Here is a 15,505-nt window from a genome sequence, read left to right as displayed (position 1 = left end):
TCACCTTCGGCTTCGACACCGCCCTGACCATCGCCACCGACGCCATCGACCGGCTGCACTCGACCGCCGAATCCCACCAACGCGTCATGATCGTCGAAGTCATGGGCCGCCACGCCGGCTGGATCGCCCTGAACTCCGGCCTGGCCTCCGGCGCCCACACCGTCCTCATCCCCGAAGTCCCCTTCGACGTCGACGAACTGTGCACCATGATCAAACGCCGCTTCCAACGCGGCCACGCCAGCTTCATCGTCGTCGTCGCCGAAGGCGCCAAACCCGCCGAGGGCACCATGGAACTGCGCCTGGGCGGCACCGACGAGTTCGGGCACGAACGCTTCACCGGCGTCGCCCACCAACTCGGCGTCGAGATCGAAAAGCGGATCAACAAGGAGGTCCGCACCACCGTCCTCGGCCACGTCCAACGCGGCGGCACCCCCACCCCCGCCGACCGCGTCCTCGCCACCCGCTTCGGCGTCAACGCCGCCGACGCCGCCCACGCCGGCGCAGTCGGACAGATGGTCGCCCTCCACGGCACCCAGATCACCCTCGTCCCCCTCGCCGACGCCGTGAAACAACTCAAACGCGTCCCCCGCGAGCGCTACGACGACGCCGCCACCTTCTTCGGCTGACCGATGCGCCGGTGCCCCGGCGGATCAACCCACGGTCTTCAGGGCGCTCGCCACCGCGGCGTTGACGGCGACCACGAGCGGCACGTCGAACTGCGGCTGCAGCCGCAGGGCCGACGCGGACAGCGGCCCGCCGCCCATGATCACCGCGCGGGCCCCGTCCGCGTCCACCGACTGCCGTACGGCGTCGCGGAGGGCCGCATCCAGCGCATCCGCGGACCGCACGAGTTCGGTCGCGTCGCCGGGGGTCACGCGCACGCCCCGGTACTGGTCCGCGAGGCCGAGGGACGCGGCCTTCTCGCGGAAGGACTCCACCAGCGCGGGGTCCGACGTGACGGTCGCGATGCCGAAGGCCCGGCCGCCCTGTGCCGCCTCACGGAAAGCCTCCGTGCCGATGCCGAACACCGGCACGGACACCGCGGCGTCCAGTTCCGCCAGACCGGGGTCACTGAACGCCGCGACGACGATCGCGGCGACGCCCGGATCCTTCGCGGCCTCGACGCCGCGGTCGCGCACGCCCCGCGCGGCGGTCGCCATGTCCTGCGGCGTGGTCAGCAGCGCAGGGGCGCCGTCATTCGTGATCCCCACGATCTTCGCGGCGCCGCGGGCGCGGGCGGTCGCGAGCTCCACCATCGAATCCGTCGCGCTCGCGCTGGAGTTCGGGTTGATCACCACGATGGTCTTCAGCGGCGCTGCGGCGCTGGACGAGCTCGCCGCCGCCTCCTCGCCCCCGGTCCCGCACCCCACGACCGCCAGGCCCGCCGCCAGCATCGTCGCCGTGAGTACACCGCCGCGCACCACCATGCCGCACCTCTTTCCGCCGGGCCCCCGCCGACTAGGACTTCCGTTCAGCGGAATTTACACTCCATGTTGTGAGACTCGTGTCGATACGGCGATCACCGCTGTGATCGCACATCCGACAGCACGTGCGCGCCACGGCCCGGGCGGACCGTGGCGACGGAGGGCGCGGGGTGACCGGCACCGGCGACCCGCTCCGGCAGCGCCTCCGCGATACGCCGGGCCGCGGCCGCGGGCGCGAGCGCGATGACGGTGCCGCCGAAGCCGCCGCCCGTCATCCGGGCGCCGTACGCGCCGAGCGCGACCGCCGTGTCGGCGATGAGATCGATGGCGGGAACGGTGATCGCGAAGTCGTCGCGCATCGACGCCTGCGAGGCGTTCATGAGCGCGCCGAACTCCCGGTGATCGGCGCGGCGCAGCGCGGCGGCGGCGTCGAGCACGCGGCGGTTCTCGGTGAGCACGTGCCGGGCGCGGCGCCGGGTCTCCCCGTCCGCCAGTGCTTCCCAGGCGTCGTCCGGTGCATCGCGCAGGGCCGCCACGCCGAGCTGTGCGGCTGCGGCCTCACACACCTCGCGCCGGCGCCGGTACTCCCCCGCCGCGTGCTGGTGCGGGGTGCGCGAGTCGATGGCGATCAGCACGTCCTCTCCGAGGCGCAGCGGAACGGGATCGACCGCCAGCGTGCGGAAGTCGAGTAGCAGCGCCGTGTCCTCCGCGCCGTACAGACTGCTCATCTGGTCGAGGAGCCCCGTCGGTGCACCGACGTAGTCGTTCTCGGCGCGCTGCGCCAGCCGCGCGAGCAGGGTGCGATCTACTCCGCGGGGCGCCAGGGCCAGGAGCACCGCGCACTCCAGCGCCGCGGACGAGGAGAGACCCGCTCCCACCGGCACATCCGAGGTCAGGCGGAGCGCCCCGGCGGGCACGGCGAAGCCCTGCTCGCGCAGTGCCCACACGCACCCCGCGACGTACGCGGCCCAGCCGCGCACCTCTCCCGGGGCGGTGTCGAGGGGGATCGTTGCTGTCCCGTCCTCCTGGGACGAGGACACCTCGATCACGGAACCTCCGGCGACGGTGTCGAACTCGGCGGTGGTACCCACCTGCAGGGCGATGGGCAGCGCGAAGCCGTCGTTGTAGTCGGTGTGCTCCCCGATGAGGTTCACCCGTCCCGGGGCGTAGGCGCGCACGGTCATCCGATCACCTTCCGCAACTCGCCGGCGATGGCCTCGGGCGTCTTGTCGGTGACGAAGGCGTCGCGTCCGGACTCCGACCCCGCGAGGTACTTCAGCTTGTCGGCGCTGCGGCGGATGGAGAAGAGCTCCGCGTGCAGGTACCCCTCGGCGGCGCCGGTGCGGTACTGGTGCCACGATGCGATGTAAGGCAGCGGGGCGTCGTAGAGCGCGTCGAAGGCCCGCAGCAGCACCAGGTAGACCGCAGCCAGGTCGTCGGCCTCGGCGTCGGTGAGCTCGGACAGGTTGTGCACATGTCGATTCGGGTAGACGTGCGCCTCGACCGGCCACTTGGCCGCGTACGGCACGAAGGCGGTCACGTGCTCGGTGCGCACGAGGATCCGCCTGCCGTCGGCGATCTCGTCGGCGAGCACGGCGTCGAACAGGTCGCCGCCGTGGTCCGCGCGGTACTGCGCGGCGGTCCGCAGGAGCGCGGCGGTGCGGCGGGTGCGGTAGGGGTAACCGTAGATCTGGCCGTGCGGGTGTGGAAGGGTCACCCCGATCTCCTCGCCGCGGTTCTCGAAGCAGTACACCTCCTCGATATCGTCGCGCGCCAGCAACTCCGCGGTGCGGTGGCTCCACGCGTCGACCACCAGCCGGGCGTGCCGCTGCGACAGACGGGCGAAGGATCCGTCGTGGTCGCTCGCGAAGCAGACGACCTCGCACCGGCCGAGGCCGGGACTCTCCCTGCGCAGCCCGTCCGCGTCGTCGGCGGGCGCGGGGACGTACCCCGCGGGCGTCGCGAGGGAGGGGAACCGGTTCTCGAAGACCACGACCTCGTAGTCCTCGGCGGCGATCTCGCTCGAGAGCCCCGACGGATCCGGGCACAGCGGGCACATCGTCCGCGGCGGCTTGTAGGTCCGCTCCTGCCGGGCCGGGGCGATGATCACGTTGTCACCCGTCGTGGGGTCGCGACGCACGGTGGTCACGGGCACCGTCGGCCGCGGGGGCAGGTCCCGGTGGTCCACACCGAGGGCGGGTGGACCGTCGGAGGAGAAGAACAGGATCTCGCGACCGTCGGCGAGACGGGACGCGGTGGGAGCCGCGATCTCGCGGGTCATGAGACGCCTCCCGCCGCAATGGTGAGCGGGACGGCCGCGGACAGGGCCTCCCGGGCGGTGCGGCCCAGGCCGTCGTCCGCGATCAGCGCGTCCACGTCGACGAACCGGGCGAACAGGTGCGCGCCGATCTCGCCGTACTTCGTGTGATCGGCGAGCAGGACCGTGGACCGGGTGCTGCCGATGAGCCGCCGGTTCGTCTCGGCCTCACCGATGTTGGGCGAGGTGAAGCCCGCGGACGGGTCGATGCCGTGGCAGCCCAGGAAGGCCAGATCGCAGCGCACCCGCTCGAGCATCGCGTTCGCCACGGGTCCCACCAGGGCGTCCGACGGGGTGCGCTGCCCACCGGTCAACTGCACGTCCGCGGCGCCGGTCGGATCGGCGCCGGTGTCATCGGGATCGGTCAGCACGTGGAAGATCGAGATCGAGTTCGTCACCACGGCGACGCGGCGGCCCCGCAGCAGGCGGGCGAGCTCCAGGGTGGTGGTGCCGGCGCCAACCGCCACCGTCATCCCGTCGTCGACGAGCCCCGCGGCCGCGGCGGCGATGGCGCGTTTCTCCGCGGTGTCGCGCACGGCCTTCTGCGCGGACCGCGGCTCGACGCCCCGCCCGGTTCCGGCGCCCGGGAGGACGGCCCCGCCGTGCACCTTGGCGAGCTCGCCGGCGTCGGCGAGCCGGTCGAGATCGCGACGGATGGTCATCTCGGAGACACCGAGCTCGGCCGCGAGATCGATCACCCGGACGGAGCCGTGGGCGGTCGCCGCCTCGAGGATGATGCGGCGCCGGTCAGCTGCCAGCACGCTTGACGCCCATCACGGCCCACGTCTCGAAAGCGACGGCGACGAGCACGAGGGCGCCGCCCACCCAGAGGTTGCCGGCGCTGCCCGCCGCCATGTCGACGCGGTCGGGGGTGTGCTCGAATTCGCGAGCGCCCAGTTCCGCGAACGACGGCACGAGGCCTGCGACCAGCAGGAGGACGCCGTAGATCCCGAGCAGCGCGGCGATGACGGTGCGAATGTCGGACAGGAGCGCCAGCGTCGTGGACTTCGTCACCGGCGCGGGCGCGGTCGCGTTGTCGTTGTTCATGGTTCAGCTCCTCGTCAGTGGAAGATCACGCCGAGTACGACGGTCGTGGTGAGCACCGCCGCACCGAGGGGCACGGGGCGGGAGTACCAGGGCGAGGCGCTGTCGTCCTCGCCCCGCAGGGTGGCCTTGTCGGTGAGCGAGTAGACGTAGCCCGCCAGCTCGGACTCGGGCTTCGGTTTGGTGACGGCGGAGACCAGCACGGAGACCACGATATCGACCACGAACGCCGCGGACGCGGCGACGAAGGCCATGCCCTGGCCGGGCAGGTCGATGACGCCGGTCTTCTGCATCACGAAGACGCCGATCGCGGCCAGGGTGCCGGAGACCAGGCCGACCCAGCCCGCCGTCGGTGTCATCCGTTTCCAGAACATGCCCAGCAGGAAGGTCGCGAAGAGCGGCGCGTTGAAGAAGCCGAACAGCGTCTGCAGATAGTCCATGAGATTGGAGTAGCCCGCGGCGATCGTCGCCGTACCGATCGCGAGGAGCACCGCGGCGACGGTCGCGACCTGCCCGACCCGGATGTAGTACGCGTCCTCGCGGTCCTTGACCACGTACTGCTGCCAGAGGTCGTAGCTGAAGACGGTGTTGAACGCGGAGACGTTCGCCGCCATGCCCGCCATGAAGGAGGCGATGAGGCCGGCGACGGCCACGCCGAGCAGGCCGTTGGGCAGGATGTCGCGCATCATGAGCAGGAGCGCATCGTTGTAGGTGACACCGTCCGGTGCGCCGTTGTTCTTGAGGTTGATCATGTCGCCGATCGCCGCGGCGCAGATCATGCCGGGCACGACCACCACGAACGGGATGAACATCTTCGGGATCGCGCCGATGATGGGCGCACGCCGCGCCGCCGACATCGAATCCGACGCCATGGCGCGCTGCACCTCGACGAAGTTGGTGGTCCAGTAGCCGAAGGAGAGTACGAAGCCGAGTCCGAAGACGATGCCGACGACCGACCAGACCGGGGACTCGAACCCGCTGAGCGCCTGGCCCGGCCAGGTGTGCAGCTGGTCCGCCACGGTGGCGGTGACGCCCTTGTCGGAGCGGGTCTCGATGACCCGCTCCTTGAGGCCGCTCCAGCCGCCGACCTTGATCAGGCCGATCACGGTGAGCGGCACCAGCGCGGCGAGGATGACGAAGAACTGCAGGACCTCGTTGTAGATCGCGGCGGAGAGGCCGCCGAGCACCGTGTAGGTGAGCACCACCGCGGCCGCGACGAGCAGCGAGACCCAGTGCGGCCAGCCGAGGACCACGTTGATCACGGTGCCCAACAGGAACAGGTTGACGCCGGCGATGAGCACCTGGGCCACCGCGAAGCTCAGCGAGTTCACGAGGTGCGCACCGGTGCCGAACCGCTTGCGCATGAACTCGGGGACGCTGCGCACCTTCGAGCCGTAGTAGAACGGCATCATCACGATGCCGAGGAAGACCATCGCCGGCACGGCGCCGATCCAGTAGTAGTGGAACGTCGACATGCCGATCTGGGCGCCGGTGGCCGACATGCCCATGATCTCGACGGCGCCGAGGTTCGCGGACACGAAGGCGACACCGGTCACCCAGGCCGGGAGCCGCCTGCCCGACAGGAAGAAGTCGAGGCTGGACGAGACCTGTGTGCGGGCGAGGTACCCGATCCCCAGGACGAACACGAAATAGATCGCGACCAGCGTGTAGTCGAGCAGTCCGACGTTGAGTCGGAGTGCGTTGTCAGCGAGGAGCATCGCGCCTCCAGGGGCTCAGGGAAACGAATTCTCACGAAACTTAACAGAGTCGAACACGAAACTTGAATGATTCTGTGATCTATCGTGCGGAATCGTCCGGCTGACCCGCTCCCCGGCCACGGCTCAGGCGAAGAACCTCCTCGCGGCGATCTCCGCATCCTGGCCGGGAAGCAGAGTCGCGTCCTGCAGGTGCGCACCGAAGTAGGTGGCCTCCGGATCCCGCACGACGGGGCGCGGGTCGCCCGCGTCCGCGAGGGCCCGGCGCACCAACTCGTCGAGCGCGAAGACGTCCGGTCCCGCGATCTCGGTGTATCCGCCGACCGGGTCGGCGAGTGCCGCGCGCACGACCGCCGCGGCAACGTCGTCGGACGAGATGGGCTGGATGTTCGCGCCCGGCAGCCGCACTTCCCCGTCGACCTCCGAGGCGGCGGCGATGCCCGGCACGAACTCGAAGAACTGCGTGGCGCGGACGATCGTGTAGGGCACTTCGCCGGCCTCGATCAGCTCCTCCTGCGCGATCTTCCCGCGGAAGTAGCCGCTCTCGGCCAGTCGGTCCGTGCCCACCACCGACAGCGCGATGTAGCGCCCGACGCCGGCGGACCGGGCGGCGCTGAGCAGGTTGGTCGTGGCGGAGGTGAAGAAGGCCAGGACCGCGGCGTCCTCGAAGGACGGCGAGTTCGCGACGTCCACGACCGCGTCCGCGCCCGCGAGCGCGTCCGCCAGCCCCTCGCCGGTCACCGCGTTCACGCCCGTGCTGGGAGCGCCCGCGACGGCCTCGTGTCCGGCCGCCGTCAGTCCCGCGACCACCTTCGATCCGATCAGCCCGGTGCCGCCGATCACCACGAACTTCGCCATCTCATGTCCTCTCGGTCGGGCCCGAACCGTTCGGGCCTCCACACCAAGGACCGAACGGCGCCCCCGGTTGTGACCGTCAGGCGAAGTCCGCCAGCTTCTCGGGGTTCATCACCCACATCAATCGGGTGAAGCCGCCGTCCGCGGCGGTCGGGCACAGCAGCGCCACGGGTGCGCCGTCGTGCGTGAACACCGCCCCGGGAAGCCCGTTGACCTCGACGATCCGCACGGTGGCGTCCGCCATGAAGCGGACGGAGAACCCGGCGACGAACCGGGCGACGGCGTTGCCGCCGACGACGGGGCGACGACCGGCCCGCCGCGCGCCGCCGCCGTCGGTCTCGCTCACCACGTCGGCGACCAGCACCGCCTCCAGCCCGGCGACGTCGCCGGCGTGCGCTGCGGCGAGGAAGGCGTCGAGCAGCGTGCGGACCCGGGCGCGGGTCGCCGTCGTCCGACGCTCCCCCGCCACCTGGGTGCGGGCCCGGCTGACGAGCTTGCGCACGGCCGGCTCCCGCATCTGCAGGATCTCCGCGATCCGGGCGTACGGGTGGTCGAAGGCCTCGCGCAGCACGTACGCGGCGCGCGCCTCGGGGGAGAGACGCTGCAACACGTGCACGACGGCCAGCTCGAGCGCGGCCGCGCGCTCGGCGCCCAGCGCCGGATCGGCGGCGGTGTCCACGGGCGTGGGGAACCACTCGCCCACGTACTGCTCGCGGCGCGCCCGCGCGGACTGCGCCAGGTTCAGGGCGAGCCGCGTCACCGTCACCACGAGGAAGGCATCGGGGTCGCGCACCGCCGCGGGGTCGGCCGCGCGCCAGCGCAGCCACGCGTCCTGGACCACGTCCTCGGCGTCGGGCGCGCAGGCGAGGACGCGGTAGGCCACGCCGAACAGGCGGGGGCGCAGCGCCTCGAAGACGGCGTCGGGGTCGCGTCGGGCGGCGCCGCCGTGCTCGGTCACCGGCCGGCTACGCCAGATCGTCCTGGCGCATCAGCTGCCGCGCGGCCTCGGTCACCGAGCCCGCGAGCGACGGATAGACGGAGAAGGTCTGCGCCACGTCGTCCACGGTGAGCCCGTTCTGCACCGCGACGGTGAGGGGCAGGATCAGCTCGGAGGCGTTGGGCGCCACCACGACCCCGCCGATCACGAGGCCTGTGTTGGGGCGACAGAAGACCTTGACGAAGCCGCGCCGCAGGCCGGACATCTTGGCGCGCGGGTTGGTCGCCAACGGCAGCATCACGGTGCGTGCCTGATAGGTCCCGTCGTCGATCGCGGCCTGCGAGACGCCGACGGTGGCGATCTCCGGGCGGGTGAAGATGGCCGAGGAGACGGTCTTGAGCTTCACGGGCGAGACGCCCTCGCCCAGGGCGTGGTACATCGCGACGCGGCCCTGCATCGCCGCGACGGAGGCGAGCGGCAGCAGGCCCGTGCAGTCGCCGGCGGCGTAGATGCCGGGCACCTTGGTGCGGGAGACGCGGTCGACCGGGATGTAACCGCCCTTGTCCAGCTCGATCCCCACGTCCTCGAGCCCGATGCCCGCGGTGTTCGGGATGGAGCCGACGGTCATCAGGCAGTGCGAGCCCTCCACGGTGCGGCCGTCGGTGAGCCGGACGACGATGCCGTCGTCGGTGCGCTCGACCTTGTCGGCGTAGGCGCGCTTGACGAGGGAGACACCGCGGTCGACCAGCGCGTCCTCGAGCACGAGCGCCGCGTCCTCGTCCTCGTGCGGCAGCACGCGATCGCGCGAGCTGACCAGTGTGACCTTGATCCCGAGCTCGGTGTAGGCGTGCACGAACTCGGCGCCGGTAACGCCGGAGCCGACCACGACCAGGTGGGAGGGCAGCTCCTCGAGGTCGTACAGCTGGCGCCAGGTGACGATCCGCTCGCCGTCGGGCTTCGCGGACTCCAGCACGCGCGGCGACGCGCCGGTGGCGACGAGCACCACATCGGCCTCGAGGGTCTGCTCGCCGCCGGTCGGGGTGACGACGTTCACGACGTGCTGCGCCATGCCCGGGTTGCTCGGCGCGAGCGATGCGCTGCCGCGGATGATCCGCACGCCCTCGCCGACGAGGCGGGCCCGGATGTCGGCGGACTGGGCCGTCGCGAGGTCCTTGACGCGGGTGTTGATGCGCTCGACGTCGATCTCCACGCGCTCGAAGTGCAGCTCGATGCCCAGGTCGACGGCGCGCCGGGTCTCGGTGCGGATACCGGTCGAGGCGATGAAGGTCTTCGACGGGACGCAGTCGTACAGGACGCAGGCGCCGCCGATGCCGTCGGACTCGATCACCGTGACGTCGCCGCCGTGCGCCACCGCCACCAGTGCTGCTTCGTACCCCGCCGGACCGCCGCCGATGATCACGATGTTCGTCATGGCTGCCACGCTATCGCCCGGGGCGGCGGCGCGTGCGGGCACCGTCGGGCAGAGCCGTCCGGGCGGACGGGCGCGGTAAAGTCCACATGTGCCGATCTACGCCGCCTACGGCTCCAACATGCACCCCGACCAGATGGCCGAGCGCGCCCCGCACTCGCCGATGGCAGGTACGGGGTGGCTGCACGGGTGGCGCCTGACCTTCTCCGGCGAGGACATCGGCTGGGAGGGTGCCCTCGCTACCGTCACCGAGGACCCGTCGGACCCGGACGCCAAGGTCTTCGTGGTGCTCTACGACGTGACGCCGGACGACGAGCTCTCCCTGGACCGGTGGGAGGGCTCCGAGCTCGGCATCCACGTCAAGCTCAAGGTCCGCGTCGACCTCATCGGCGGCGGTTCCACACTGGCCTGGCTGTACGTGGTCGACGCCTTCGAGGGCGGCCTGCCCTCCGCCCGCTACCTGGGTGTCATGGCCGACGCGGCGTACATCGCCGGCGCCCCCGAGGAGTACGTCCTCGACATCCGCACCCGCGAGTCCCGCAACGTCGGCCCCGGCCCGGGCGCCTCCGCGGACGGCGCGGAGTAGCGACTCACGCCGCGTCGGGCCCGCAGGTCGTCGGTGCGGGCTCGATCGCCGTCGCCAGCCGGCGCAAAGCCCGGGCCAGCCCGGGACGCAGGCCTCGCCGTCCGGGTGCGACGGTGCGCCCCACCCGGGTCCGGTGCGCCCGGCCCAGCGCCGAACGGTCGTGCACGTCCGCCATGCGGGCGTAGACTGCTGCCGTCGGAGGATCCGCCGTCAGGTTCCAGTGCTCTCGGTATTCGCTCATATCCCGAGCACACACGAACCTCGTCGCGGGTTCCAATGAATTAGGTGGCGCCTACATGTTGACCTACCTGTTGGACGTCGGCGATCTGGCCGACGCCCGGTTCGTGGTGTCGCCGCTCAACGAGACGGCGCTCAGCCTCTTCCACCTCAACCACGTGCACGGCACGGCCTCTCACCTCACCGCCTGGAGGCGGGACGCCGACGCCCGGCGCGATCGGTACGACCGGGATCTCGTGGACGCTCTCGTCTCCCCGTCCGGCAGGCAGATCCCGGACTTCCTCACCCCGATCACCGCTCCGAGCGCGGGACGCTCGTCGTTCGAGTCCCACCTCGCGGCGGTCGCCGCCACCGATCCGGCGACGGCGCGCGACGGGCTGACCGAGCTCACCGTGGACGGGCCGCCATCGCCGGCGCTCGCGGCGCTCCTGTCACTCGACGATCCCGCCCCGGTCATCGCCGAGGCGCTCGCCGCCTACCACGATGCCGTGATCGCACCGATCTGGCCGGCGGTGCAGCGAATCCTGGAATCCGATGTGACGCATCGCGGCCGCGAGCTGGCGCAGGGCGGCCCCGCACGGCTCTTCGAGTCACTGAGCCCGCGCGTCGAGTGGACGCGGAAGGGCGAGCTCAGCGTCGACCTGGCGTGCTCGAGCATCTCCGGCCGGTTCTCCTCGGACGGACGTGGGCTGACCATGATGCCCAGCGTGTTCGTCGGTCAGATCACCGTCGCCCACGACCCCACCCGGACCTCGCCGCACATCGGCTATCCGGCGCGCGGCTCGGCGACCCTCGCGGAGTCGACTCCCCCGGTCGCCGACGATGCGTTGCGCAAACTCGTCGGAGCTGCCAAGGCGGACCTCCTCGCCGCGCTGGCGGAGCCGGCCGCGGTCGTGGACCTGGCTGCCGCGCTCTGCATCTCACCGTCGGCCGTATCGCAGAGCTTGAAGGTGCTGAGCGAGAGCGGCATCGTCGAGAACTCGCGGTACGGGCGCCGGGTCCTGTACCGGCGCACCGCGCTCGGCGACGCCCTGGTCGATCGGAAGGGGGACGGACCGCATCGACCTTGATCTGCGCGATCGGTCCTTCGTCGTCTCCGGCGCGAACAGCGGGATCGGTCTCGCCGCGGCACAGCGGCTCCTGCGCGAGGGCGCGCGCGTCTGCTGTTTCGCACGGGACCTCGATCGCCTCACCGCCGCCTTCGCGGACACGGCGACCCAGCACGATCAGCTGCTCCTCCTGGCGGGCGACGCCCGCCGACCCGAGGCCTGTTGTCCGACCGGTCCTCGTACACGAACGGCACGTCCATCGACATCTCCGGAGGCCTGGGCGCGCGCATCTGACACCGTGCTCGCAGGCGGACCGATCACCCCGTCGCGACGAGCGACATGTACATGATGGCGAGGATCACGATGACGGGCACGATCAGAACCAGGCCGAGCACTCCGAGGGTCACGTACATCCACGTCCAGCTCGAATGGGTCTGCGCAGTGAAGCCCAGCGTGCCGCTCGCGTAGGGCACCGCCGGAGGCGAGAAGTACACCGTGACGACCTGACCCGGCGCCACGGAAACAGCCATCGACGTCCACTTCGACGGCGCCGGCATGTTCTCCGACACGGAGATCGTCCGCATCCCGGGCAGGACCGGGATCAGAGCATCGTCATCGTTGACCGGATACATCCGCCCGTCCACGATGACCGTCGGAGGGACCCAACTTCGAGTGAGGGGCGAGCCGTGCCGGATCAGACGAATGGCGGTCATGGCACCACCATCGGCTCCGACGCTGAACTCGCTCTTGTAGCTCGCTTGGGCACGCCGCTAGACGGAGGCGAAGACCACGTTCGTGAAGACCTTCACGCCCATCTCGAGTGCGCGCTCGTCGAGCACGAAGTCCGGCTGGTGCAAGTCGTACTGACGGCCCTCGCCGGACCACACGCCGAGCCGCGCCATCGCGCCGGGCGCCTCCTCGAGGTACCAGGAGAAGTCCTCGCCGCCGCCGGACTGCGGGGTGTCGACGACCCCGTCGGGCGAGACGGCGCGCGCGGCCTCGGCGAGCCGGGTCGCGGCCAGGTGGTCGTTGATGACGGGCGGGACGCCCCGGGTGTAGTTCACCTCGTGCTTGATGCGCAACGGCGCGAGCAGCTCGGCGATGATCTCGCGCACGAGCGGCTCCAGCGCCTCCCAGATCTGGTGTTCGCCGGTGCGCACGGTGCCGTGCAGCGCACCGATCTGCGGGATCGCGTTCGGTGCCGAGCCGGCGTTCGCCGCACCCCACACCATGATCGTGCCGGAGCGCGGATCGACCCGGCGCGACAGGACGCCGGGCAGGCCGGTGATGACGGTGCCCATGGCGTAGATGAGATCGCTGGTCAGATGGGGCCGCGACGTGTGCCCGCCGGGCGAGTGCAGGATCACCTCGACATGGTCGGCCGCGGAGGTGATGGCACCTGACCGCACGCCGATCTTCCCGACCTCGACGCGCGGGTCGCAGTGCAGCGCGTAGATGCGCGAGACGCCTTGCATCACCTCGTCGCGCACCGCCGACAGAGCGCCCCCGGGCATGACCTCCTCGGCGGGCTGGAAGACCAGTCGCACGCCCACCGGCAGCCGGCCGGCGCGGTCCAGCTCGGCGAGCGCGAGGCCGGTGCCGAGGAGGATCGAGGTGTGCGCGTCGTGGCCGCAGGCGTGCGAAACCCCCGGCGTCAGGGACTGGAAGTCGAGCCCGGTGGCCTCGTGGATCGGGAGCGCGTCCATGTCGGCGCGGAGCGCGACGCGGTCGCCGCCGGCCGGCCCGAGGTCGCACACGAGACCGGTGGTGGACAGCTTGCGCGGGTGCAGGCCTGCGGCGGTGAGCGCCTCGTAGACGACGTTGGTGGTGCGCTGCTCGCGCCAGGAGAGTTCGGGGTGGGCGTGCAGATCGCGCCGGAACTCCCGGAGCCAGTCGCCCTTGCGCCGCAACCACTGATCGACGTACGCGGCCCTCGAGAGATCCTCGCCCGCAGTCCCGCTCGCCGTGCCCGTCACCGTCCGCCTCCATCACTACCGCGACGCGCGGCCCCGGTCAGCAGGCGCACGCGCTCGTCCTCGTCCTCCGCGACCGCAGCGAACGCTGCGGCCAGGGCCAGCGCACCGTCGCGCACGGCCCGATCGGCTGACTCACCAGCGGCGACGGCCGTGAACTCAGGCTGATGGGTCACGGCCCCGTCGGTCTCCAGGCCGATCAGCGGATGGATCGACGGTACAGCGTGGCTCACATTGCCCATGTCGGTACTCCCCAGCGGGATCGATCGCTCGAACTCCGGCGCCACCGGTTCGCGGCCGATCGCGACCGCCGCGGCGCGGTACGCGGCGGCGAGCCCGTCGTCGCTGCGCAGCTCGGTGTATGCGGGCGAGACCTCGGTGACCGCGTGGGTGCAGCCGGCCGCCAGGGCACCCGCGGCGAAGCAGTCGCCCGCACGAGCGGCGAGCCGCTCCAGCGAGCCGGCGTCGTCCGCGCGCAGGTAGTAGAGCAATTCGGCCCCCGCGGGGACCACGTTGGGGGCGGCCCCGCCGTCGCTGACGATGCCGTGCAGTTGCTGCCCCGGCTCGAGGTGCTGGCGCAGCAGGCCGAGCGCGACCTGCGCGACGGTCGCGGCGTCACCCGCGTTGCGGCCCGCCCACGGCGCCGCCGAGGCGTGCGCCTCGCGCCCCGTGTACCGGATAGCGAGATCGGCCAGGGCCAGCGTCCGCGTACGCACCACGTCGAACGGAGCGGGGTGCACCATGCCGGCGCAGGCGACACCGTCGAACGCGCCGCGGTGCAGCATGAGCACCTTGCCGCCCCCGGACTCCTCCGCCGGGGTGCCGTAGACCTCGACGGTCAGGCCCAGTTCGTCCGCGACGGAGGCGAGGGCGACGCCCGCGCCGAGCGCGGTCGCGGCGATGATGTTGTGCCCGCACGCGTGCCCGATGCCCGGCAGGGCGTCGTACTCGGCGAACACCGCCACGCGCAGCGGCCCGGTCCCCGACCGGCCCACGAAGGCGGTCTCGAGATCGGCGACGCGGCGCTCCACGGCGAAGCCGTGCCCCGCGAGGGCGTCCGTCAGCAGCGCGGCCGCGAACCGCTCCTCGAAGGCCAGTTCCGGCCGGGCATGGATCTCGTGGCTGACCGCGACCAGCTCGCCCCACACGCGGTCGACGGTGCCGGTGAGCGCCTCCAGGACGGAGGTGACGCGACCGGTCACCGTCAGCCGAACTTGACTTCGGTCGTCGGGACGGCGAGGTCCGCGATGAGCGGCGCGTGCAGATCGTTCTTGATCTTGTTGAGCGTGGGACCGTCGGCGGCCGCGTTCGCGGCGGCGAGGGCGGTCGCCGCGGGGATCAGCTCGGCCTCCGACGCGGTGGACTGCACGATGCCCGCGGCCACGGCGTCCGCGCCGCCGTAGCGGCGTCCGGTGGTCATGGCCTCGACGGCGCTCTGGTAGGGAAGGCGCGAGCGCAGCAGGGTGGCCATGCCGACGGTGAAGCCCATCTTGAGACTGACCTCGGGCAGGCAGAAGAAGCCGCGGTCGTCGCGCATCACGGCGAAGTCGCACGAGAGGGCCAGCATCGCGCCGGCGCCGAAGGCGTGGCCGTTGATCGCGGCGACGGTGGTCATCGGGAAGGTCAGCAGACGGCTGAAGACCGTGTGCACACGGTCCAGGTACGCGGGCAGCTCGCCGACGTTCGCCAGGATGTACATCACGTCGAGGCCGTTGGAGAAGAACTTGCCGGTGGCGGTGACCACCAGCGCGGCGGGGGCTCCGGCCGCCGCCGCCTCGATCTCGTCGAGGCGAGCGTGGACCGCGTCGACCCAGGCCGGGGAGAAGCGGTTCTCCGGGTTGGACTCCGAGAGCTCGACGCCCTCCTCGCCCAGGAAGAGTGTGAAGACGTCGTCGGTCCGCGTGACGTAAGGCATGCGCATCACGATAGCGGCTAGCAT

At 71.5% G+C, this 15,505-nt stretch carries 18 protein-coding genes; 4 read left to right on the top strand and 14 right to left on the bottom strand.

The window, feature by feature from the left end; translation table 11 throughout:
- The coding region (locus FK530_RS03790; protein ID WP_193560351.1) for a 6-phosphofructokinase at nucleotides 1–626 on the top strand (626 nt) is incomplete at its 5' end.
- Between the two features lie 24 nt (nucleotides 627–650).
- Here the strand turns inward: FK530_RS03790 and FK530_RS03785 are convergent.
- From FK530_RS03785 to FK530_RS03745, 9 genes are all read right to left on the bottom strand, one after another.
- Entirely contained in the window at nucleotides 651–1,427 is a 777-nt protein-coding gene (locus FK530_RS03785) for an aspartate/glutamate racemase family protein (RefSeq protein ID WP_205124166.1), read from the bottom strand.
- Nucleotides 1,428–1,519: 92 nt separating this feature from the next.
- Nucleotides 1,520–2,608 (bottom strand): galactokinase, encoded by a 1,089-nt coding sequence (gene galK, locus FK530_RS03780; protein ID WP_146485585.1) that lies wholly within the window; start codon nucleotides 2,606–2,608, stop codon nucleotides 1,520–1,522.
- Nucleotides 2,605–3,705, bottom strand: coding sequence for a galactose-1-phosphate uridylyltransferase (galT, locus tag FK530_RS03775; RefSeq protein ID WP_146485584.1), 1,101 nt, complete (start codon nucleotides 3,703–3,705; stop codon nucleotides 2,605–2,607). The genes galK and galT overlap by 4 nt, the downstream gene beginning before the upstream one ends.
- The gene (locus FK530_RS03770; protein ID WP_146485583.1) at nucleotides 3,702–4,502 is read right to left on the bottom strand and encodes a DeoR/GlpR family DNA-binding transcription regulator; all 801 of its coding nucleotides are present in this window, start codon (nucleotides 4,500–4,502) and stop codon (nucleotides 3,702–3,704) included. Before FK530_RS03770 ends, galT begins: the two co-directional genes overlap by 4 nt.
- On the bottom strand, nucleotides 4,489–4,788 hold the full coding sequence (locus FK530_RS03765) for a hypothetical protein (protein WP_146485582.1): 300 nt from the start codon (nucleotides 4,786–4,788) through the stop codon (nucleotides 4,489–4,491). The genes FK530_RS03770 and FK530_RS03765 overlap by 14 nt, the downstream gene beginning before the upstream one ends.
- Before the next feature lie 14 nt (nucleotides 4,789–4,802).
- Complete coding sequence (locus tag FK530_RS03760; protein ID WP_146485581.1) at nucleotides 4,803–6,503, bottom strand: sodium:solute symporter family protein; 1,701 nt, start codon at nucleotides 6,501–6,503, stop codon at nucleotides 4,803–4,805.
- Nucleotides 6,504–6,626: 123 nt separating this feature from the next.
- Complete coding sequence (locus tag FK530_RS03755; RefSeq protein ID WP_146485580.1) at nucleotides 6,627–7,358, bottom strand: SDR family oxidoreductase; 732 nt, start codon at nucleotides 7,356–7,358, stop codon at nucleotides 6,627–6,629.
- 76 nt (nucleotides 7,359–7,434) lie between these two features.
- A complete protein-coding gene (locus FK530_RS03750) occupies nucleotides 7,435–8,313 on the bottom strand; it encodes a sigma-70 family RNA polymerase sigma factor (RefSeq protein WP_146485579.1) in 879 nt (292 codons plus the stop codon).
- 7 nt (nucleotides 8,314–8,320) lie between these two features.
- Nucleotides 8,321–9,724, bottom strand: coding sequence for an NAD(P)H-quinone dehydrogenase (locus FK530_RS03745; RefSeq protein WP_146485578.1), 1,404 nt, complete (start codon nucleotides 9,722–9,724; stop codon nucleotides 8,321–8,323).
- 88 nt (nucleotides 9,725–9,812) lie between these two features.
- Between FK530_RS03745 and FK530_RS03740 the strand changes: the two genes are divergently transcribed.
- Nucleotides 9,813–10,307, top strand: coding sequence for a gamma-glutamylcyclotransferase family protein (locus FK530_RS03740; protein WP_146485577.1), 495 nt, complete (start codon nucleotides 9,813–9,815; stop codon nucleotides 10,305–10,307).
- A 4-nt stretch (nucleotides 10,308–10,311) separates the two neighbouring features.
- Here FK530_RS03740 and FK530_RS03735 read toward each other — a convergent pair whose 3' ends face one another.
- The gene (locus tag FK530_RS03735; RefSeq protein WP_146485576.1) at nucleotides 10,312–10,548 is read right to left on the bottom strand and encodes a hypothetical protein; all 237 of its coding nucleotides are present in this window, start codon (nucleotides 10,546–10,548) and stop codon (nucleotides 10,312–10,314) included.
- 55 nt (nucleotides 10,549–10,603) lie between these two features.
- Between FK530_RS03735 and FK530_RS03730 the strand changes: the two genes are divergently transcribed.
- Both FK530_RS03730 and FK530_RS03725 read left to right on the top strand, forming a co-directional pair.
- Complete coding sequence (locus FK530_RS03730) at nucleotides 10,604–11,614, top strand: DUF5937 family protein (RefSeq protein ID WP_146485575.1); 1,011 nt, start codon at nucleotides 10,604–10,606, stop codon at nucleotides 11,612–11,614.
- A complete protein-coding gene (locus tag FK530_RS03725) occupies nucleotides 11,583–11,942 on the top strand; it encodes an SDR family NAD(P)-dependent oxidoreductase (protein WP_205124171.1) in 360 nt (119 codons plus the stop codon). The genes FK530_RS03730 and FK530_RS03725 overlap by 32 nt, the downstream gene beginning before the upstream one ends.
- On the opposite strand, the gene FK530_RS03720 is transcribed toward FK530_RS03725, so the two are convergent.
- The 4 genes from FK530_RS03720 to FK530_RS03705 are packed head-to-tail and all read right to left on the bottom strand — an operon-like array spanning nucleotide 11,911 to nucleotide 15,481.
- On the bottom strand, nucleotides 11,911–12,306 hold the full coding sequence (locus tag FK530_RS03720; protein WP_146485574.1) for a hypothetical protein: 396 nt from the start codon (nucleotides 12,304–12,306) through the stop codon (nucleotides 11,911–11,913). The two genes, FK530_RS03725 and FK530_RS03720, sit on opposite strands and share 32 nt — an antisense overlap.
- Nucleotides 12,307–12,363: 57 nt before the next feature.
- A complete protein-coding gene (locus tag FK530_RS03715; RefSeq protein ID WP_146485573.1) occupies nucleotides 12,364–13,569 on the bottom strand; it encodes an amidohydrolase in 1,206 nt (401 codons plus the stop codon).
- The gene (locus FK530_RS03710) at nucleotides 13,566–14,768 is read right to left on the bottom strand and encodes an amidohydrolase (RefSeq protein ID WP_410468460.1); all 1,203 of its coding nucleotides are present in this window, start codon (nucleotides 14,766–14,768) and stop codon (nucleotides 13,566–13,568) included. The genes FK530_RS03715 and FK530_RS03710 overlap by 4 nt, the downstream gene beginning before the upstream one ends.
- A gap of 2 nt (nucleotides 14,769–14,770) precedes the next feature.
- A complete protein-coding gene (locus tag FK530_RS03705) occupies nucleotides 14,771–15,481 on the bottom strand; it encodes an enoyl-CoA hydratase/isomerase family protein (protein WP_146485572.1) in 711 nt (236 codons plus the stop codon).
- Nucleotides 15,482–15,505: the final 24 nt, after the last annotated feature.

This window comes from Tsukamurella conjunctivitidis, assembly GCF_007858475.1.
GTDB lineage: Bacteria > Actinomycetota > Actinomycetes > Mycobacteriales > Mycobacteriaceae > Tsukamurella > Tsukamurella conjunctivitidis.
Note: the sequence above shows the minus strand (reverse complement) of the source record. Positions and strands in the feature narration are given on the sequence as shown.